Source organism: Nocardioides guangzhouensis (assembly GCF_004519545.1).
GTDB lineage: Bacteria > Actinomycetota > Actinomycetes > Propionibacteriales > Nocardioidaceae > Nocardioides > Nocardioides guangzhouensis.
Window position 1 is genome coordinate 56,508 of the sequence record NZ_SDKM01000011.1, and the last position, 18,477, is coordinate 74,984.

At 72.4% G+C, this 18,477-nt stretch carries 16 protein-coding genes; 7 read left to right on the forward strand and 9 right to left on the reverse strand.

The features are described 5' to 3' along the window. The first annotated feature begins 19 nt into the window (after positions 1-19). Positions 20-928 carry an FAD-dependent oxidoreductase gene (locus tag EKO23_RS09145; RefSeq protein ID WP_134716442.1) on the forward strand — a complete coding sequence of 303 codons (909 nt, stop codon included), beginning with the start codon at positions 20-22 and terminating at the stop codon, positions 926-928. Between the two features lie 11 nt (positions 929-939). Here the strand turns inward: EKO23_RS09145 and EKO23_RS09150 are convergent, their stop codons facing one another. From EKO23_RS09150 to nucS, 5 genes are all read right to left on the reverse strand, one after another. Further along, positions 940-1,248 (reverse strand): DUF952 domain-containing protein, encoded by a 309-nt coding sequence (locus EKO23_RS09150; protein WP_134716444.1) that lies wholly within the window; start codon positions 1,246-1,248, stop codon positions 940-942. 37 nt (positions 1,249-1,285) lie between these two features. Then, positions 1,286-2,107 (reverse strand): alpha/beta fold hydrolase, encoded by an 822-nt coding sequence (locus EKO23_RS09155; RefSeq protein WP_134716446.1) that lies wholly within the window; start codon positions 2,105-2,107, stop codon positions 1,286-1,288. Between the two features lie 67 nt (positions 2,108-2,174). Next, positions 2,175-2,453 (reverse strand): HU family DNA-binding protein, encoded by a 279-nt coding sequence (locus EKO23_RS09160; protein WP_134716448.1) that lies wholly within the window; start codon positions 2,451-2,453, stop codon positions 2,175-2,177. 128 nt (positions 2,454-2,581) lie between these two features. Beyond that, positions 2,582-3,769, reverse strand: a complete 1,188-nt coding sequence (locus tag EKO23_RS09165; protein WP_167880392.1) for a glycoside hydrolase family 43 protein — start codon at positions 3,767-3,769, stop codon at positions 2,582-2,584. A 204-nt stretch (positions 3,770-3,973) separates the two neighbouring features. After that, positions 3,974-4,663, reverse strand: a complete 690-nt coding sequence (gene nucS / locus EKO23_RS09170; RefSeq protein WP_134716452.1) for an endonuclease NucS — start codon at positions 4,661-4,663, stop codon at positions 3,974-3,976. Between the two features lie 77 nt (positions 4,664-4,740). Here nucS and EKO23_RS09175 point away from each other — a divergent pair, with 77 nt between their 5' ends. Continuing rightward, positions 4,741-6,525, forward strand: a complete 1,785-nt coding sequence (locus EKO23_RS09175) for a 3-hydroxyacyl-CoA dehydrogenase family protein (protein ID WP_134716454.1) — start codon at positions 4,741-4,743, stop codon at positions 6,523-6,525. A gap of 138 nt (positions 6,526-6,663) precedes the next feature. Beyond that, positions 6,664-9,483, forward strand: coding sequence for an immune inhibitor A domain-containing protein (locus EKO23_RS09180; protein WP_134716455.1), 2,820 nt, complete (start codon positions 6,664-6,666; stop codon positions 9,481-9,483). Positions 9,484-9,587: 104 nt separating this feature from the next. On the opposite strand, the gene EKO23_RS09185 is transcribed toward EKO23_RS09180, so the two are convergent. Then, positions 9,588-10,235 (reverse strand): hypothetical protein, encoded by a 648-nt coding sequence (locus tag EKO23_RS09185; protein ID WP_134716457.1) that lies wholly within the window; start codon positions 10,233-10,235, stop codon positions 9,588-9,590. A gap of 178 nt (positions 10,236-10,413) precedes the next feature. Here EKO23_RS09185 and EKO23_RS09190 point away from each other — a divergent pair, with 178 nt between their 5' ends. The 3 genes from EKO23_RS09190 (at position 10,414) to EKO23_RS09200 (ending at position 14,226) form a co-directional block, all read left to right on the forward strand. Continuing rightward, complete coding sequence (locus EKO23_RS09190; protein WP_167880393.1) at positions 10,414-12,603, forward strand: sensor histidine kinase; 2,190 nt, start codon at positions 10,414-10,416, stop codon at positions 12,601-12,603. Beyond that, a complete protein-coding gene (locus tag EKO23_RS09195; RefSeq protein ID WP_246050984.1) occupies positions 12,600-13,307 on the forward strand; it encodes a response regulator in 708 nt (235 codons plus the stop codon). The genes EKO23_RS09190 and EKO23_RS09195 overlap by 4 nt, the downstream gene beginning before the upstream one ends. Positions 13,308-13,452: 145 nt before the next feature. Next, positions 13,453-14,226, forward strand: a complete 774-nt coding sequence (locus EKO23_RS09200; protein WP_134716461.1) for an alpha/beta fold hydrolase — start codon at positions 13,453-13,455, stop codon at positions 14,224-14,226. Positions 14,227-14,242: 16 nt separating this feature from the next. Here the strand turns inward: EKO23_RS09200 and EKO23_RS09205 are convergent, their stop codons facing one another. Further along, on the reverse strand, positions 14,243-14,758 hold the full coding sequence (locus EKO23_RS09205; RefSeq protein WP_246050985.1) for a CGNR zinc finger domain-containing protein: 516 nt from the start codon (positions 14,756-14,758) through the stop codon (positions 14,243-14,245). A gap of 62 nt (positions 14,759-14,820) precedes the next feature. Here EKO23_RS09205 and EKO23_RS09210 point away from each other — a divergent pair, with 62 nt between their 5' ends. Further along, complete coding sequence (locus tag EKO23_RS09210) at positions 14,821-15,759, forward strand: EamA family transporter (RefSeq protein ID WP_134716465.1); 939 nt, start codon at positions 14,821-14,823, stop codon at positions 15,757-15,759. Here the strand turns inward: EKO23_RS09210 and EKO23_RS09215 are convergent, their stop codons facing one another. Continuing rightward, entirely contained in the window at positions 15,760-17,028 is a 1,269-nt protein-coding gene (locus EKO23_RS09215; RefSeq protein WP_134716467.1) for an AI-2E family transporter, read from the reverse strand. Next, positions 17,025-18,407: a flotillin family protein gene (locus tag EKO23_RS09220; protein WP_134716468.1), complete on the reverse strand. Its 1,383-nt coding sequence runs from the start codon at positions 18,405-18,407 to the stop codon at positions 17,025-17,027. The genes EKO23_RS09215 and EKO23_RS09220 overlap by 4 nt, the downstream gene beginning before the upstream one ends. Positions 18,408-18,477: the final 70 nt, after the last annotated feature.

Genomic DNA, 18,477 nt, shown 5'->3' on the forward strand with positions numbered 1-18,477 from the left:
CGTGCGGCAGACTCGTCTCATGACGCGCGCGATCGTGGCCGGTGCCGGCGTGGTCGGGCTGTCGTGCGCGGTCCGGCTGCTGGAGTCCGGGCACCGGGTCGACGTCCTCGCCCGGGACCTGCCGCTGGAGACCACCAGCGCGGTCGCCGCGGCCATCTGGTACCCCTACCGCGCCCTCCCGCAGGACCGGGTCACGGCCTGGTCCGGTGCGACGTACGCCGAGTTCGTCGGGCTGGCCGGGGAGCAGGGGACCGGCGTCCGCATGGTCACCGGGACCGAGGTCTTCCGCCAGCGGCAGCCCGACCCGTGGTGGCGCGGCGCGGTGCCGTCGCTGGACCGCGAGACCGCCCTGCCGGCGGGCTACCGCGACGGCTGGACGTTCGTGACCCCGGTTGTGGAGATGCCGGTCTACCTGCGCTGGCTGCTCGGGCGGGTCGAGGACCTCGGCGGCACGGTGACCCGGATGAACCTGTCGGCGCTGCCCGACGGCGAGGACGAGCTGGTGGTGAACTGCGCGGGGCTGGGCGCGCGGCTGCTCGGCGCGGACCGGTCGGTGGTGCCGGTGCGGGGGCAGGTGCTGTACGTCGAGCAGGTCGGCCTCGACCGGTGGTGGCTGGAGTCCGACGGCCCGACGTACGTGGTGCCCCGCTCGCGGGACATCGTGGTCGGCGGCACCGACGACGAGGGTGACTGGAGCCGTACGCCCTCACCGGAGACCGCAGCCGCGATCCTGGCCCGGGCGACCGCGCTGGTCCCGGAGCTGGAGGGCGCCCGGGTGCTGCGGCACAAGGTCGGCCTGCGGCCGGTGCGGCCCGCCGTACGGGTGGAGCGGGCGGGCAACGTCGTCCACTGCTACGGCCACGGAGGCGCGGGCGTGACCCTGTCGTGGGGCACCGCGGACGAGGTCGCTGCGCTCGCGGCCGACTGAGCGGGTCCGGGTCAGCGCACCCGGCGCTGGTCGACCACGGCGGCCACGTCGATCGGACCGTAGACGTGCGGGAACGTCGTGTCGCCGACCGGGTCCTCCTGCCACGGCGCGGACAGGAGGTCGGTGTCGATCTCCAGCAGCACCAGCTCGCCCACGTGCCCGGCGTAGTACGTGTCGAGCACGGTCGGCCACTGGTCCTCGCGCGAGCAGTGGATGAACCCCTCGTCGGCGAGCGTCAGCCCGAGCGACGACTGGAGGTAGGACCCGCTGACCTGTGCGGCCTCCCAGTGCGGGGCCTCGGCGATGTGGAAGATGCGCACCCGGGCGACTCTAGCCAGCGGGTCAACCGCCGGCAGGTCAACCGCGTCCGGGTCGGCCGGCCACGGCCACGAGGTCGGCGAGGTCCCGTGCGGTCCGCCGGGGCTCCTCCCAGTAGAGGACGTGCCCGGCCTCCGCGTAGACGGTCAGCGTCGCGCCCGGGATCGCCGCGACCAGCCGATCCTGGTCCCGGCGGGGCAGCAGCGCGTCCGCCCCGCCCCAGACCACCCGGGTCGGGCAGCCGATCCCGCCGAGCCGGTCGAACGTGTCGTCGTCGAGGAGCCCGCGGAACGTGCCGGCCCACACGTGCGCGGGCACCCGGAGGCTCTCCCGTCGCATGGTGGCCAGGAAGTCGTCGGGGACCGGCAGGGCGACGCACGCGTCGAGCACGTCGTCCACGAACTCCTCCGGCACCGGGTCGGTGAGGGTGCGGACGGTTCCCTCCCACCATGCCTCGACGGTGGGGTTGCCGGTCAGCGCGGCCGGCGAGCCCAACAGGGCCAGGCCCCGCACCCGGTCGGGGTGCTCGATCGCCACCCGTCGGGCCACGAGCCCGCCGCTGGAGCCCCCGGCCAGGACCGCCGACGGAAGGTCCAGCACGTCCATGAGCGCGACCACGTCCGCGGCGAAGTCCTCGGTGGCGTAGCCCGAGGTCGGCGCGGTGGCACCGCCGTGCCCGCGCTGGCTCGGTACGACGACGTGCAGGGTCTCCGGCAGGTGCGGCAGCACCCGCTCGAAGGAGTGCCACGAGTCGCCGACGGCGTGGAGCAGCAGCAGGTGCGGACCGCCGGGGCTGCCCCGCTCGACGTACGGGACGGTCACGCCGGTCGGCAGGTCGACCTGTCGTGTCCGGAGGTTCATGCGGGCTCCTGGGTCCGCCTCCAGCGTCCCACCGGCCGCACTGCCGGGGCGACCCACCCGCTGCGATCTAGGCCTTGCTGACTGCCTGCTTCAGCTGCGCGCCGGGCTTGAAGGCCGGAGCGGTGGAGGCAGCGATCTCGATCGACTCGCCGGTCTGCGGGTTGCGCCCCTGGCGCGCCGCGCGGTCCCGGGTCTCGAACGTGCCGAAGCCCGGCAGCGTGACCTTGTCTCCGGAGGCCAGTGCGGAGGTGATGGAGTCGAGGACCGCGTTGAGGGCGCGGTCGGCGTCGGCGCCGCTGAGGCCGGAGGCCTCGGCCACCGCGTCCCTGAGCTCGGTCTTGTTCATGGCTGTCCCTTCCCTGTTGCTCGATTGCCCCCTGAGGGGCTGTCGTCCGGCATCCGTACCCCATGGCCGAGCATCCGAATCAACCCGGGGTCGGGTCCGCGGCGTCCGGAGCGCCGGGGTCCCGACCGTCAGCGGCGGCGGAGGAGCACGAGCGTGCCGTTCCGACGCGCCCGCAGGGTCGCGATGTGCATGCGACGCGTCCCGTTGCCCCGCCGGACCCTGCCGGCGTCCCAGGACGCGTACATCAACCGCAGCCGGCCGGCGCGGCCGACGAACGCGTCCGCGCCGCCCGGGCCGGCGATCCGGCCGCGGCTGGTCAGCACCGGTCGGCGCACCGGACGCCGGCACGGCCCCACCGGAGTCCGGCAGATCGCGTACCCAGTGGCGTACCGCTTCGTGGCGTACGCGTTGCCCGAGTAGAACAGGTAGAGGCGGCCCCGGAAGCGGACCATCGAGGGGTTCTCGACGACGCGGCCCTCCCAGGTGTGCTTCCGGACGTAGCGGGCGCCGTTGCGGTGCGACCGGACCCACCTGTGCCGCAGCGCGAGCAGCCGCACGGGCCGGGAACCGGCCTTGAACCGGGTACCCGTCACGTCGAGGCGTCGCGTCATCAGCATCGGCCGCTGCTTCCCGGCGATCCCCTCCTGCTTCCACAGCAGGTACCGCCTGCCCGTGGCGGGGTCCCGGAAGATCTCGGGGTCGATGACCCCGCGCGCCGAACGCCGGTAGCAGACCAGGGGCCTGCGCCGGGTGTCGCGATAGGGGCCGAGCGGGTGGGCCGCCGTCGCGATGCCGATGCAGCTGCGCCGCGTCGGCTTGAGCGCGACGGCGGCGGAGTACGCCGCGAGGTAGCGGTGGCCGGCCCGGGCCAGGGACGGGGCCCACTGGCTCATCCTCGGTCGGGCCCGGTGCGTGTGTCGGCTCCGGTGCCTGACCGTGAGCGACCACCGCGACTTGACCGGCAGCCCGTCGTTGAACTGCCTCCGTGCCGTGAACCGGCGGTGGTGCGGCAGCGGTGGACGTGGCCGCCACGTCCTCAGGTCGCTCGACGTCATGACGGGCAGGTGCAGGCCGCCCGTGGTGGTGGCCGCCGCGACCCAGTGGCGGCCGACCCGCATCACCGTCGGGTCGGCCCAGGTCCCGGTGTACGGACGTCCGGCGACGAACCGCTCCTCCACGGTCCCCTTCGCCGGAGGTCGCCGGTGCGCGGGGCCGGTGGCGTGGGCGACGCCGACGCTCTCGACGGCCACCTCTGCCTGCGCGGTTCCCGGTGCGCCGACGAGCGTCAGCACACCGGCGACCACGATCGCGAGCACGAAGCCATGAGGTCGGCCAGGGCCGTGAGCGGGGTCGTGAGAGGGGAGGAGGGACATGCGGGGGACCTCGGGGGACAGGGTGGGTGAGACGGTCCCCGGAACGGTGCTGCCCCACGAGACGGGCCATGATCTCCGACCGGGTCCCCGCGGTCGCGACGACGCGCCGGACCGGCCGGTCAGGACAGCCCGGTCAGGAGAGCGCCGTCAGAACAGCCGGTCGTCGGCGTTGTCGAGCCCCCGCAGCGCGTCGTAGTCCACCGTCGCGCACATGATCCCGCGGTCGCCCGCCAGCACGCGGGCCTGCGGCTTGATCTCCTGGGCCGCGAAGATGCCGCGGACCGGGCGGAGCAGGGGGTCGCGGTTGAGCAGCTCGAGGTAGCGGGTGAGCTGCTCGACGCCGTCGATCTCGCCGCGGCGCTTGACCTCGACCGCCACGGACTCGCCGTTGGCGTCGCGGCACATCAGGTCCACCGGGCCGATCGCGGTCGGGTACTCCCGGCGGACCAGGGTGAGGCCGGGGGCGAGGGTGGTGGGGTGCTCGGCGAGCAGCTCCTGGAGGTGCTTCTCCACGCCGTCCTTCTGCAGGCCGGGGTCGATGCCGAGCTCGTGCTGGGTGTCGTGGTGGATCTCGTCGATCAGGATCCGGAGGGTGTCGTCCGGCCCCTTCGACGTGGCCCGACTCGTGACCGTCCACTCGACCTGGCCCTCGTCGGTGGTGCCCTCGCGCAGCGTGCAGGGGGGCGACATCCAGTTCAGCGGCTTGTAGGAGCCGCCGTCGGAGTGCACCAGCACGGAGCCGTCGGCCTTGAGCATCAGCACCCGCGTGGCCATCGGCAGGTGGGCGGTCAGCCGCCCGGCGTAGTCGATCTGGCAGCGCGCAACGACGAGTCTCACCCGGGGGAATCTACAGTCCGCCGAGGGTGACGTATCCAACAGCCACCACCGGCGAGCACCGTGGGAGGATGCCCCGCATGAGTGAGCGGCAGTTCAGCACCATCGGCGTCATCGGCCTCGGCACCATGGGTGCCGGCATCGCGGAGGTCTTCGCCCGCAACGGCTACGACGTGATCGGCGTCGAGATCAACGACGAGCACGTCGTCCGCGGGCGCGAGCACCTCGAGCACTCCACCGGTCGCGCCGTACGCCGCGAGAAGATGACCGAGGCCGAGCAGAAGGAGCTGCTCGACCGGATCACCTTCTCCACCGACATGGCCGACCTGGCCCGGGCCGACTTCGTGGTCGAGGCCGTGGTCGAGTCGCTCGAGATCAAGAAGGACATCTTCCGCCGTCTCGACGAGGTGGTCGCGCCGGAGACCATCCTGGCCACCAACACCTCGTCGCTCTCGGTCACCGAGATCTCCACCGCCAACGCCCACCCCGGCCGCGTCGTGGGCGTCCACTTCTTCAACCCGGCGCCGGTCCAGAACCTGGTGGAGATCGTGCGCACCGTGGTCACCGAGCCGGAGGTCCTCGAGGCCGTCAAGGCGCTCGTGCACCAGCTGGGGAAGAACCCGGTCGTCTGCGGCGACAAGGCCGGCTTCATCGCCAACACGCTGTTGTTCGGCTACCTCAACCACGCCGTCTCGTTCTACGAGGGCCGCTACGCCTCCCGCGAGGACATCGACGCCGCCATGCGCTTCGGCTGCGGCTACCCGATGGGCCCGCTCGCGCTGCTCGACCTGATCGGTCTCGACACGGCGTACGAGATCCTCGACACGATGTACAAGCAGGGTCGCGACCGGCTGCACGCCCCGGCCCCGATCCTCAAGCAGATGGTCACCGCGGGCCTGCTCGGCCGCAAGACCGGCAGGGGCTTCTACACCTACGAGGCGCCGGACAGCCCGATCGTGGTCCCGGACGACAAGACCCCCTCTGAGGACGACAAGCCGCAGCTGCGGCACGACATCCGCACCGTCGGCGTGGTCGGCACCGGCACCATGGCCTCCGGCATCGTCGAGGTGTTCGCGAAGGCCGGCTACGACGTCGTGTACGTCGGCCGCTCGGCCGACAAGGTCGACGGCGTGCGCGCCGCCATCGCGCGTTCCCTGGACAAGGCCATCCAGCGCGGCAAGCTCGAGGAGTCCGCGAAGGACGAGGTGCTCGGCCGGCTGACCGGCACCACCGCCCTGGACGACCTGGCCGCGGTCGACATCGTGGTCGAGGCCATCGCCGAGGACCAGGCGATCAAGACCACCCTGTTCGAGAACCTCGACGACATCTGCAAGCCGGGCACCATCCTCGCCACCACGACCTCCTCGCTGCCGATCATCGCGCTGGCGAAGGCGACCAGCCGGCCCCAGGACGTCGTCGGCATGCACTTCTTCAACCCGGCGCCGATCATGAAGCTGGTCGAGGTGGTCACCACCGTGTCGACCGCCGACGACGTCGCGGAGACCACCCGGGCGCTGTGCGAGAAGGTCGGCAAGGTGGCCGTCTCCTGCGGTGACCGGGCCGGCTTCATCGTCAACGCGCTGCTGTTCCCCTACCTCAACGACGCGGTGAAGATGCTCGAGGCGCACTACGCGACCGCCGACGACATCGACACCGCGATGAAGCAGGGCTGCGCGCTGCCGATGGGTCCCTTCGAGCTGCTCGACGTGGTCGGCAACGACGTGTCCCTGGCGATCCAGCGCGAGCTCTACCTCGAGTTCCGCGAGCCCGGCTTCGCGCCCGCGCCGCTGCTGGAGCACCTGGTGACGGCCGGCTACCTCGGCCGCAAGACCCAGCGCGGTTTCCGGGACTACAGCACCCGCTGATCGTCCGGGCTCAGGCGCTCCTCGAAGGACACTCTTCACAATCGGGCCTGCAAAGGGCAGTATCTCCCGCGACCGCGTGAAATGCGGTCACAGTCTCCGGGATCTCTCTCGGGATCTCGGGCCTACCCAGGGAGACACATGTCCAGCACCAGGTTCGCGCGGTCACGCCTGCGCGCAGCCGCGGTCGTCCCCGCCCTCGCCCTCGCTGCTGTCGGAGTCGCGACAGTGGGGACGAACGGTGGCGCGACCGCAGCACCCAGCAACGCCCCGGTCACCACGCCGGCGGCGGGTGACGACTACTACATCAACTACGTCGCGCCGCGGGCGGAGAAGTCCTCCGACTACGACGCGAAGGTCGACCAGAAGACCGGCACGGCCTCGAAGCAGAAGCAGCCCGACGCGCTCTCGCTCGCCTACGCCGCCGACCGCAAGAACGCCAAGGGCAACCCGACCACGGCGCGCGAGCTGGCCAAGCTCGAGGCCAAGGCCATCGAGACCGGCCAGAGCCCGCAGCAGATCAAGAGCCAGTACAAGGGCGCCAAGACCACGCAGACCGCGCGGCTCCTGACGATCCTCGTCGAGTTCAACGACCAGGCCGACGACGACTTCACCGGCGTCCAGGTGCCGCGGACCGTCTTCGGTGACCGCACCTGCGTGCCCGGCACCGTCCAGAACGGCCCGAAGCACAACGGCATCCCGAACCCGGCCGACTCGGCGGTGAAGGACAACAACTCGATGTGGGTGCCGGACTTCTCCTCCGAGCACTACAACAAGATGCTCTACACCAAGGACGGCATCACCGAGCGGGTCCGCAAGGACCTCACCGGCCCCGACGGGCAGTCGGGCTTCGACATCTCCGGCTACACGATGAAGAACATGTACGAGGAGATGTCCAAGGGGGCCTACACCGTGAGCGGTGCGGCCACGCCGTGGGTCACGGTCCCCCACTCCGAGGGCTGGTACGGCGCCTCCCGCTGCACCAACGGCGTCCCGCCGATCCCGCAGGCCATGAACGGCCACCCGGACAACCCGCTTGGCCCCGGCCAGCTGCCGATCGACGCGGTGGCCGCGCTGGCCAAGGCCCAGCCGGACTTCCCGTGGGCCGACTACGACATCGAGGACCAGGGCGACCGCGACGGCGACGGCGACGTCAACGAGCCGGACGGCGTGATCGACCACGTGGTCCTCGTGCACGCCGGTGAGGACAAGTCCGGTGGTGGCGGCGCCGAGGGCGTCTACTCCATCTGGGCGCACTCCTCGGCCGTGGCCGGCGGCGCGCCGGTGCCCGGCACGAACCTCCGCCTGTCCAACTACATCGTGCAGCCCGAGGACTCCGGCGTCGGCGTCTTCGCGCACGAGTACGGCCACGACCTCGGCCTGCCGGACCTCTACGACACCTCCGGTGCTGCGGACTCCGACGTCGACTTCTGGGACCTCATGAGCTCCGGCTCGCACTCCGGCCCGATCTTCCAGTCGATGCCGACCCACATGGGCCTCTGGGACAAGTGGGTCCTGGGCTGGGCGAACCCGGTCGAGGTCAGCCCCGGCAAGGACGAGCGGGACGTGGTGGTCGGGCAGACCAGCCGTACGCCGAAGGGCACCGCCGACGGCATCAAGGTCAACCTGCCGAACAAGGTGATCCAGCTCGCGCAGCCGCACAGCGGCGGCACCATGTGGTACTCCGGCGCCGACCAGGACTGGGCGGACTCGAGGATGAGTCGCACCGTCCAGGTCCCGAACGCCAGTGACGCGAAGTTCTGGATGTGGAACAACTTCGTCATCGAGCAGGACTGGGACTTCGGATTCGTCGAGGTCTCGACCGACGGCGGGAACACGTGGACCGAGCGACCCGTCTACGACGAGACCGGCAAGCTGGTCTCGACGGACGACGCGTACGGCGACCCGAACGGCCGCCTGCACGACTACGGCGACAAGAAGTACGGCCTGACCGGCACGTCCAACGGCTGGCGGCACGACTACGTCGACCTGAGCGGGTTCGCAGGGCAGACCGTCCAGGTGCGGCTGCGGTACGCCACCGACGCGGGCTTCCTGGAGCGCGGCTGGTTCGGCGACGACTTCTCGGTCACCGGCGGTGGCGCGACGACGTGGAGCGACGACGTCGAGGGCACCGACGCCAACGGCTGGACCCTCACGCCGGGCACCTTCACCGACACCTCCGGTGCGGGCTGGCACAAGGACTCCGGCACCCAGGTGAAGGCGCAGTACTACCTGGTCGAGTGGCGCAACTACGACGGCTTCGACAAGGGCCTCCAGTACGCCTACGACACGACGTACCAGACCGACTCCGGCGCCTGGAAGGTCGAGAAGATCAAGTACAACGCGCCCGGTGCGCTCGTGTGGTACCGCGACACCACCTGGGGCAACTCCAACCAGGTCACGACCAACCTGACCTCCCTGCCGAGCTACGGCGCCAAGGGCGGCCTGCTGGTCGTGGACAGCCACTACGAGCCGTTCCGACGGTCCGGGGCGAACGCCGGCCTCGACCCGACGACGCTGAAGAACCTGCCCTCGCGGCCGCAGTCGTCGAACAACGCCTTCGGGCTGGTGCCGACCAAGCAGTTCGACGAGTGCCAGGCGCTGGCCGACGGCAGCGGCGAGCAGTGCAACACGTTCGGCCCGCAGCCGGCGGTGAGCACCTTCACGGACGCCAAGACCTGGTACCCGGGTCTGGAGTACCGCGGCGGCACGCTGTACTACCGCGACGTCGACGCCTCGACCGTGATCCCGTCGCGCGGCAACGCGCCGTACACGACGCGGATCGTCGACGCCAATGGCAACCCGTTGACGGCGCTGTACGGCGCCAAGGTGGGCAGCACCACCCTCGGCAGTGGCAACCCCGGTGATGCCGGTGTCGCCTACGGCGTGGTGGTGAAGGTGGTCGAGGTCAAGAACGGCAACACGGCGGCGAAGATCCACGTGGTCCCAGCGACGCCGTGACCACCGCCTGACCCGTGCAGCGAAGCTGACCAGAAGCAGGGCCGGGGCCCGTCCGCAGCCAGCGGACGGGCCCCGGTGCGTGTGCAGGGGGAGCGGTACGGCGGTCAGCCGCGGTCCTCGACCAGGTCCGGGCGGGTGGCCAGGATCAGGCCGAGCACGGTGTAGCCGAGCAGCAGGTGCACCGCGGCGACGACGTCGCCGGCGCCGTGGCCCACGATGCCCATGACCGGGACGCAGACCGGCGCCCACGTCTCCGACAGGAACGACCAGACCCGGGCCCGGCCCCGCCAGCGACCGGCGATCGCGACCTTGATGCCGATGAGGAACATGCCCAGCATGGACAGCGGCCAGAACATGTCGATGGCGTGCATCCAGGCGGCGTCGCGCTGCTCCGGCAGGAACGCGTGCAGGATGCTCCACAGCATGGCGACGCTCAACAGCACCCGCTCCAGCTTCAGCAGCCGACGCGAGATCGCCTTGACGCCGGTCGCCCGGGTCGCCATCTGCACGTGCAGGAGGGCCATGACGCCGACCTGGAAGGCCAGCCCGGTCAGGTCGGTGACCTTGACCCCGAGCTCGGTGTCGGGCTCGAAGCCCCAGACCAGGTTGGCCACCGCCCACGAGGCGGTGCCGGCGGCCAGGGTGAGGCCGACCCGGCGGATCGTGGTCGGGGACATCGTGGCCGGCGCCGCGCCGGTCGCGGTGGCGACGTCGGTACGGGCGGTGGCCGGGGTGGTGGTGATGTTGTTCATCGCGCTGCGTCTCCTGTGAGGACTGCGGTGCTGGTCACCGCGATGACAGGACTCTCCGGCCGGCCCGTCCCGGGCGGTCAGGGCGAGCTGTCCCGAACCGCGTCACGTTCCGCGTCCCGGTCACGACGGGATGCGCGTCCCACGGACAACGGGACGCGGGCTGGGGCAGGCTTCTCCCATGTCGCTCGCCGCTACCACGCCCGCCGTACGGCGCTCCGCCGCGGGGCCGGCCGCGGTGTTCGTGGCGGGACTCTCGGTCGCGGTCGCCGCGGTGCTCGGCCCGCGGATTCCCGACGAGCACCTGGCGGCCCTCGACATGGTGGTCGGCTGGCCCGACGCGGCGGCCGGCCTGGCGCTGGCGGTCGCCGGTGCCGCCGTCCTCGCCCGCGGTCGGCACCCGCTCGGCTACCTGATGGCCGGCTTCGGCGCGTGGTGGGCGGTCGACAGCGCGGCCGGCTCGTGGCTGGCCTTCGCCACGACGTACGACCCCCCGCTGGCCGGATCGTCCGCCGCGTTCTGGGTCTACCAGCGGCTCGGCGCCGGGCTGCTCCTGCTGCTGCCGCTGGTGCTGCTGCTGTACCCCGACGGCCGGATGCCGGGCGGACGTCTCCGTGTGCCGGCCGTGGTGAGCCTGGCCTCCACGGCGCTGCTCCCGCTGGCGGTGCTGCTGGCCCCGTCCGACCAGGCCCAGCTGGCCTCGTCCGACGGCGACCTCCCCGCCGCGTACGCCGGCCTGCAGCTGGACCCGCTCTCGCTGCCGCTGCCCGACGACGTCTGGCAGGCGGTGCTCCGCCTGGCCTACCTCCTCGTTCCGCTCAGCCTGTTGGTTCCCTTTGCCGTCGTGGTCTCCCGCTACCGCGGCTCGACCGGCCTGCGCCGTACCCGCATGCGGTGGCTGCTGTGGGCCGCGATGATGGACGTGCTGGTGATGACGGGGGTGTGGCTGCTCCCGGACACCGTCACCTCGTGGGGTCTCACCGTCTGCGTGGCGCTGACCGCCGGCTCGGTCGCGGTCGGGCTGACCCGGCCCGAGATCGTCGACGTGGACCGGCTGGTGGGCAGCACGATCGTGTACGGCGCACTGGTCGTCGTGTCCTTCCTCGTCGACCTGGCGATCCTCGGCACCGCCGGCCGGTTCCTCGACGCGCACGTGTCGGGCGGCCAGGGGCTGGTCGTCGCGGTGTTCGTGGTGACCCTGGTCTACGCACCGCTGCGGCACCGGCTCTGGCGGCTGGTGCGGAGGGGGACCCGCGGCGAGCGGGACGACCCGTACGCCGTGGTGTCGCGGCTGGCCGAGCGGCTCGAGACCTCCGACACCCCGGGCGACCAGCTGCTCGAGGTCGCGGCCGCGGTCGCCCGCGCGTTCCGGACGACGTACGTCGGCGTCGAGGTGCTGCAGGCCGACGGGCGGCGGCTCCTGGTGGAGCACGGGACCGCGCCGGGTGAGCGGGACGCGATGCCGATCAGCTACCGCGGCGAGCAGATCGGCTGGCTGCTGCTCCCGCGGGGCCCGCGCGCGTCGTTGCGCCCTGCGGACGAGCGGCTGCTGGCCGATGTGGTCCGGCAGGCCGCGGCCGCAGCGCGCACCGCGCAGCTCGCCGACGAGCTCCAGGCCAGCCGCGAACGGATCGTGACCGCTGTTGAGGACGAGCGACGGCGGCTGCGGAACGAGCTGCACGACGGGCTCGGGCCGACCCTGGCGGCGGTCGCCTCACGGATCGACCTGGCCCGGATGGCCGGCAGCCGCGAGGACACCGACCGGCTGCTCGGCACCGCCCGGGTCGAGATCACCGAGGTGCTGGGGGAGGTGCGCCGGCTGGTGCACGGCCTGCGACCGCCGGCACTGGACGACGTCGGGCTGGTCGGGGCGGTACGGCAGCAGGTGGACCGGCTCCGGGCTCCCGGGCTCGCGGTCGACCTCGACGTGCCGGACCGGCTGGACGGGCTGCCCGCGGCGGTCGAGGTGGCGGCGTACCGGATCGTCTCGGAGGCGCTGACCAACGTGGTCCGGCACGCGGAGGCCACCGGGGCCGCGGTCGGCCTGAGGGTGGCGGACGGCCGGCTCGTGGTCGAGGTGATCGACGACGGAGTCGGCATCGACCCCGATGCGGCCGCCGGGGTGGGGCTGGTCTCGCTGCGCGAGCGGGCGGTCGAGCTCGGCGGCCGGACCGAGGTGACCGCACGTCCGGGTGGCGGCACCCGGGTGCGCGCGGAGCTGCCGCTGGGCGCGCGGTCCGCTGGCGAGCCGGTGCCGACGACGGGGACGACGACCGGGACGACGACGGGGACGACGACGGGGACGACGACGGTGCCGACGACGGGCACGACGACCGGGACGATGACGGGGACGGGAAGGACGGAGCGGTGACGGAACGGGTGGGGGACCAGATGGCAGGACAGGGTGCGGGCGGACAGCCGGTGCGGGTGCTGGTGGTCGACGACCACCCGGTGTTCCGCGAGGGCTTCGCGGCGCTGCTCGGCAGCATCGACGCGGTCCGCGTGGTCGGCACCGCCGCGACCGGCGTCGAGGCGCTGGCCGCGGTGGCAGCTGACCCGCCGGACGTCGTCGTCATGGACGTGCAGATGCCGGAGATGGACGGGATCGAGGCCACCCGACGGCTGGTCGCGGAGCACCCGGAGGTCGGCATCGTCGTGCTGACCATGTCCGAGGAGGACGCCACCGTCTTCGACGCGATCCGGGCCGGCGCTCGCGGCTACCTGCTCAAGGGGGCCGAGCCGGACGAGGTGGTCCGTGCGATCACCACCGTCGCCGCCGGCGGGGTGGTCTTCGGCGCGGTCCTGGCGGGCCGGATCGCGGAGTTCTTCTCGGCGGCACCGACCACGGCGCAGTCCCGCTTCCCGACGCTGAGCGCCCGCGAGCACGAGGTGCTCGACCTGGTCGCGGCCGGGCTCTCGAACCAGCAGATCGCCGGCCGGCTGTTCCTGTCCCAGAAGACCGTCCGCAACCACGTCCACGCGGTGCTCACCAAGCTCCAGGCCGTGGACCGCGCCGAGGCCATCGTCCGCGGACGCGACGCCGGCCTGGGCCGCGGCGGCCGCCCCGCCGGCTGAGGAGCACGGACACGCGGGGGCGGGCCCCGTGTCCCGCCCCCGCGCGTCCACGCACCGGGGGACACTTGTCCAACGGCCCGCGGGCGCGCGGGTTACGGCCCGGGGTGTCCGCGCCTGGTGCCGACCCGGCTGGGAGACTGGCCCGGTGAGCCTGCACACCACCGACCTCGGCGACCACGGGTCCCGGATCGTCTTCTGCCACGGGCTGTTCGGGCAGGGCCGGAACTGGACACAGATCGGCAAGGCGCTCTCCGCCGACCACCGGGTGACGCTGGTCGACATGCCGCACCACGGCCGGTCGGCGTGGCCCGAGGACTTCGACTACGTCGACGTCGCCGACCAGGTGGCGGGACTGCTCCCCGCCGACGACCCGGTGACGCTGGTCGGGCACTCGATGGGCGGCAAGGCGGCGATGGTGCTGGCGCTGCGGCACCCCGAGGTCGTGGCCCGGCTCTGCGTCGTGGACATCGCGCCGGTGGACTACACGCACGCGGGAGAGTTCCGCGGCTACATCGACGCGATGCAGGGCATGGACCTCGCGTCGGTCAGCACGCGCGCGGAGGCCGACGCGGCCCTGACCGGCGCAGTGCCCAACCCGACCGTGCGCAGCTTCCTGCTCCAGAACCTCCGCCGCGACGGCGGCGGCTGGCGGTGGCAGGCCAACCTGGACGTGCTCGGCCGCGACCTGGCCGACCTCGGCGGGTGGCCGGAGCAGGACCTCGCCGGCACCGCGCCGTACGACGGGCCGGTGCTGTGGGTGGCCGGCGCCACGTCGGCGTACGTCCGCGACGAGTACGCCGAGCCGATGGAGCACTGGTTCCCGCGGGTACGCAGGGTGACGATCAAGGGCGCCGGCCACTGGGTCCACTCCGAGCAGCCGGAGGTCTTTCTCGAGGTGCTGCGCCGCTTCGTCCGGTAGCGGCTCCGGGGGACGGTCAGACCCTGTCGGCCTGGCGGGCGCGGTAGGCGGCGACCGCGTTCCGGTTGCCGCAGGTGGTGGAGCAGAACCGCCGGGACCGGTTGCGTGACAGGTCGAGGACGACGCCGTTGCAGTCGTCGTCGGCGCACACGTCGAGCCGCGACATCTCGTCCGTGCGGATCACGTCGATCATCGCCATCGCGGTCTCGACCGCGATCCGGGTGGCCAGTGGCTGCTCGTCGTCGACGGCGTGCAGGTGCCAGTCCATCTCGTCGTGCCGGACCAGGCGGGGAACCGCGTGGTGCCGCGCCAGGAGGACGTTGACCTGCCGCACCGCGTCGTCGCGGTCCGCGGTGAGCAGCCCGCGCAGCGTCGGCCGCAGCACCCGGACCTCGGCCAGCTCGTCCTGGGTGCGCCGGTGCCGGCCGGTGTAGGCGAACTCCTCGAAGTAGGCGTCGAGGTCGGCCACGGACGCCATCGTGTCCGGCTCCTCGGCCGAGTTCACGAGGCTTACAGCGGCCTGGAGGGCCATTTCTGTGTCATGAGCGAAAACCATATTGACAGATTACACGACGGGTTCTACTGTCATGAATCATGGCGACGATCACTCATGACATCCCGGTGGCGAAGGCGTCCCGGCTCGGCAGCGGGCTCGGGCTGGCGGTGCTGTCCGCCGCGTCGTTCGGGCTGTCCGGCTCGCTGGCGCGCGGGCTGCTCGACACCGGCTGGACCGCCGGCGCCGCGGTGACGGTCCGGATCCTGATCGCCGCGCTCGCGCTGACCCTCCCGGCGTACGTCGTGATGCGGGGGCGCTGGCACCTCGTGCGCAGCAACGTCGGGCTGGTCGTCACCTACGGCCTGGTCGCGGTGGCCGGCTGCCAGCTCTGCTACTTCTATGCGGTCGAGCACATGCAGGTGGGCGTCGCGCTGCTCATCGAGTACACCGCGCCGGTCGCGGTGATCACCTGGCTGTGGCTGCGGCACGGACGGGTGCCCGGCCGGCTCACGATCGCCGGCGCCGTGGTCGCGCTGACCGGCCTGGTGCTGGTCCTCGACCTGTTCGGCGGTGCCGACGTCAGCCTGGTCGGCGTGCTGTGGGCGCTGGGCGCGATGGTCGGTGTCACGACGTACTTCGTGATGTCGGCCCAGGAGGGCAACGGCCTGCCCCCGATCGCGCTGGCCGCCGGCGGCCTGCTCACAGGCTCGGTGACGCTGCTGCTCGCGGGAGCGATCGGGATCGTGCCGATGGCGGCCTCGACCTCGGCGGTCGACTTCGTCGGCGCCACCGTTCCGTGGTGGTTGCCGGTGCTGGCGCTGGGGCTGGTGACCGCCGCGCTCGCCTACGTCTCCGGCATCGCCGCCGGCCGCCGGCTCGGCTCGCGGCTCGCGTCGTTCGTCGCGCTGTCCGAGGTGGTCGCCTCGCTGGTGTTCGCGTGGCTGCTGCTCGGCGAGCTGCCGCGGCCGGTCCAGCTGCTCGGCGGCGTGGTGATCCTCGCCGGCGTGGTGATGGTCAAGCTCGACGAGCGCGGCTGACTAGCGTTCGTCCTGCCGCCTGATGAAGACCTCCTTGGTCAGCATCAGGATCGACGCCGCGGTCGGGATCGCCAGCAGCGCACCGACCACGCCCAGCAGGCTCGCACCCACCAGGGCCGCGATCACGGTCAGCGCGCCGGGGATGTCCACGGTCTTCTTCATCACCCGCGGGTAGATGACGTAGTTCTCGATCTGCTGGTAGGCGATGTAGAAGATCAGGCAGAACAGGCCGATCTTCGGGTCGGTGGCGAAGCCGATCGCGGTCACGATGATCGCCCCGAGGGTGGCACCGATCATCGGGATCACGTCGAGCAGGGCGACCACGAACGCCAGCGCGACGGCGTACTCGCCGAGGCCGACGGCGAACAGGAAGACCAGCGAGCTGATCCCGGCGCACATGGCGACGATGAACGCGCCGGAGACGTAGCCGCCGACGTTGCGGATCACCTGGTCACCGAGCCGGGAGACCCGCTCGCGGCGCGAGGCCGGGGCCAGCCGGTAGAGCGCCGACTTGGTGGTGGGCAGCGACGCCAGGAAGTAGAGCGTGAGCACCACGATCACGAAGGTGTTCAGCAGCGCCGAGAGCACCGCCATGCCGAAGCCGAGGACGCCGCCGAACGCCTTCTGCCCGAAGTTGCCGGTGGCGACGTAGTCCTTGACCTTGTCGACGATCTGGTAGTCGTTGTTCCACGTGCGGATCTGGCGGTTCTTCTGCAGGGTGTCGAGGTAGTCCGGGGCGTTCTTGGTCAGCGTGGCGACCTGCTCGGTGATCACCGGCACGATCGCCGACAGGAACAGCGTGACCGCCAGGATCACGATCGAGATGACCGCGAGCACGGCGTAGGAGCGGCGCATGCCGCGCCGCATGAACCACTCGACGACGGGGTTCAGGCCGGCGGCCAGGAACAGGGAGACCACGACCATGATCACGACCGACCCGATGGTCATCAGCTGCTGGCCGAGCCAGACCGCCGTGATCGCGCCGAGGCCCCCGAAGAAGCCGATGTAGAACGGCGAGTGGTGCAGCGGGCGGCCGGGCTCGCCGAGGTGGTGCTCGGCCTCCTCGGCGTGATCGGCCGCCTCCTCCGCGTGCTCGGTGGCCTCCTCGGCGTGCTCGGCGACCTCGTCGGCGTGACGGGCGGCCGCGTCGGCGTGCCCGGCCGCCTCCTCGGCGTGCGCGGCCGCCTCGTCAGCGTGTCCTGCCGCCTCCTCCGCGTGCTCGGCGGCCTGCCCGGCCGCGTCGCGCGCCGCCCGCCCCGACGACCTCACTCAGTCTCGTTGCCGAAGCCGGCGACCACGTCGCGGAGCTGGGCGAGCTGGGCCACGATCGCGTCGCGGCGCTTGGACAGGCGGGTCACCTCGGCCTTGACGGCGGCCAGCTCACGGTCGGCGTCGGCCTGGCCCGAGGCGGTGAGGCTCTCGGCCTGGCTGCGCGCCGAGGCGACGATCTGCTCCGCCTCGCGCCGGGCCCGGGTGAGGGTGGCGTCCGCCTCGCTCTGGGCCTGCTTGCGGTGCTGGGCCGCCTGCTGCGCGGCCTCGGTGGTCCGCTTCTCGGCGGCCGCGGCCCGCTCCTCGGACTCCGCGACCAGCCGGTCGGTCTCGGCCGTGGCGCTCGCGTGGTGGTCGGCGGCCTCCTTGGCCAGACGCTCCTTCTCGACGGCCAGCGTGCGCCGCGCCTCCTGCAGCTCTCGGTCGGCGGCGGCCCGGGTGGTCTCGGCCTCCCGGGTCGCGGTCACGCGCAGGTGGTCGGTCTCCTGCTTGGCGGCCAGCCGCACCTGGTCGGACTCGCGCTTGGCGGAGGCGAGCAGGTCGGCCGCCTCGGCCCGCGCCGCGGAACGCTCCTGCTCGGCCTCGCCGGTGAGCCGGGCCCGCTGCTCGTCGAGCTCCTTGAGCTGCACGACCCGCATGTCCTCGGCCTCGCTGGCCGCCTCGGCCCGGATCGCCTTGGCGTCCTTGCCGGCCCGGGCCTTGATCTCCTCGGCCTCGCGCAGCGCCTCGCTGCGGATGTCGTCGGCCTCCTCCTCGGCGAGCCGGAGCAGCTCGTTCGCGCGCCCGCCCAGACCGGCGTACGACGGCCGGTCGCTCTCGGCGACCTGCTTGCGGAGCTTCTCGAGCTCGGTCTCCAGCTCCAGGACCCGCTGCTCGGAGGTGCCGAGGCTGTCGCCGAGGGCGGCCTGCTCGCTCACGAGCCGCCGCAGCGCGGCGTCGGTGGCGTCCTTGTCGTAGCCGCCACGGCGTACCAGCGGCAGCGTCGGCATGGCCGGCTGCGACGAGGCCGGGGACGACGGCCGGCCGCTGGGGCTGGACCCGGCCGCGGGGCCCGGCCCGGGGTTGCCCGGCCGTGCGGCCGCCGGGGCGGCGGCAGGGGCGGAGGCGGGGGCCGGCGCGGCGGGCCGGGGGCTGGACGGGACTGCCGGCATCTGGGTGGTCCTGTCGTCGGCTCCCGGGGCGGCCGGCTTGCTCGAGCCCTGGCCGCCGGTCGTGCCGCCGGACGTGCTGCCCGGCTTGGCGCCGGACTTGTCTCCGGCACCCGCGGCCTTCGTCTTCACCGCGGGCATCACCTGGGTCTTGTCGTCGGTTCCGGTCGTGTCGTTGCTGTCACCGTTGGTCGGTTCCTCGTCGAAGATGGACAGACCGTCGTTGCTCATCGCTCAGGCTTCCTCGCTGTCGTGTTCGTCCCGGTACGGGCTTCAGTCTTGCCGATGGCGCGCAAAGAAC

Excerpts from the sequence above, each read along its gene's own strand:
- EKO23_RS09145 (WP_134716442.1), top strand. The coding sequence starts at position 20 with ATGACGCGCGCGATCGTGGCCGGTGCCGGCGTGGTCGGGCTGTCGTGC.
- EKO23_RS09155 (WP_134716446.1), bottom strand. The coding sequence starts at position 2,107 with ATGAACCTCCGGACACGACAGGTCGACCTGCCGACCGGCGTGACCGTC.
- EKO23_RS09160 (WP_134716448.1), bottom strand. The coding sequence starts at position 2,453 with ATGAACAAGACCGAGCTCAGGGACGCGGTGGCCGAGGCCTCCGGCCTC.
- EKO23_RS09175 (WP_134716454.1), top strand. The coding sequence starts at position 4,741 with ATGAGTGAGCGGCAGTTCAGCACCATCGGCGTCATCGGCCTCGGCACC.
- EKO23_RS09180 (WP_134716455.1), top strand. The coding sequence starts at position 6,664 with ATGTCCAGCACCAGGTTCGCGCGGTCACGCCTGCGCGCAGCCGCGGTC.
- EKO23_RS09185 (WP_134716457.1), bottom strand. The coding sequence starts at position 10,235 with ATGAACAACATCACCACCACCCCGGCCACCGCCCGTACCGACGTCGCC.
- EKO23_RS09190 (WP_167880393.1), top strand. The coding sequence starts at position 10,414 with ATGTCGCTCGCCGCTACCACGCCCGCCGTACGGCGCTCCGCCGCGGGG.
- EKO23_RS09205 (WP_246050985.1), bottom strand. The coding sequence starts at position 14,758 with ATGGCCCTCCAGGCCGCTGTAAGCCTCGTGAACTCGGCCGAGGAGCCG.
- EKO23_RS09210 (WP_134716465.1), top strand. The coding sequence starts at position 14,821 with ATGGCGACGATCACTCATGACATCCCGGTGGCGAAGGCGTCCCGGCTC.
- EKO23_RS09220 (WP_134716468.1), bottom strand. The coding sequence starts at position 18,407 with ATGAGCAACGACGGTCTGTCCATCTTCGACGAGGAACCGACCAACGGT.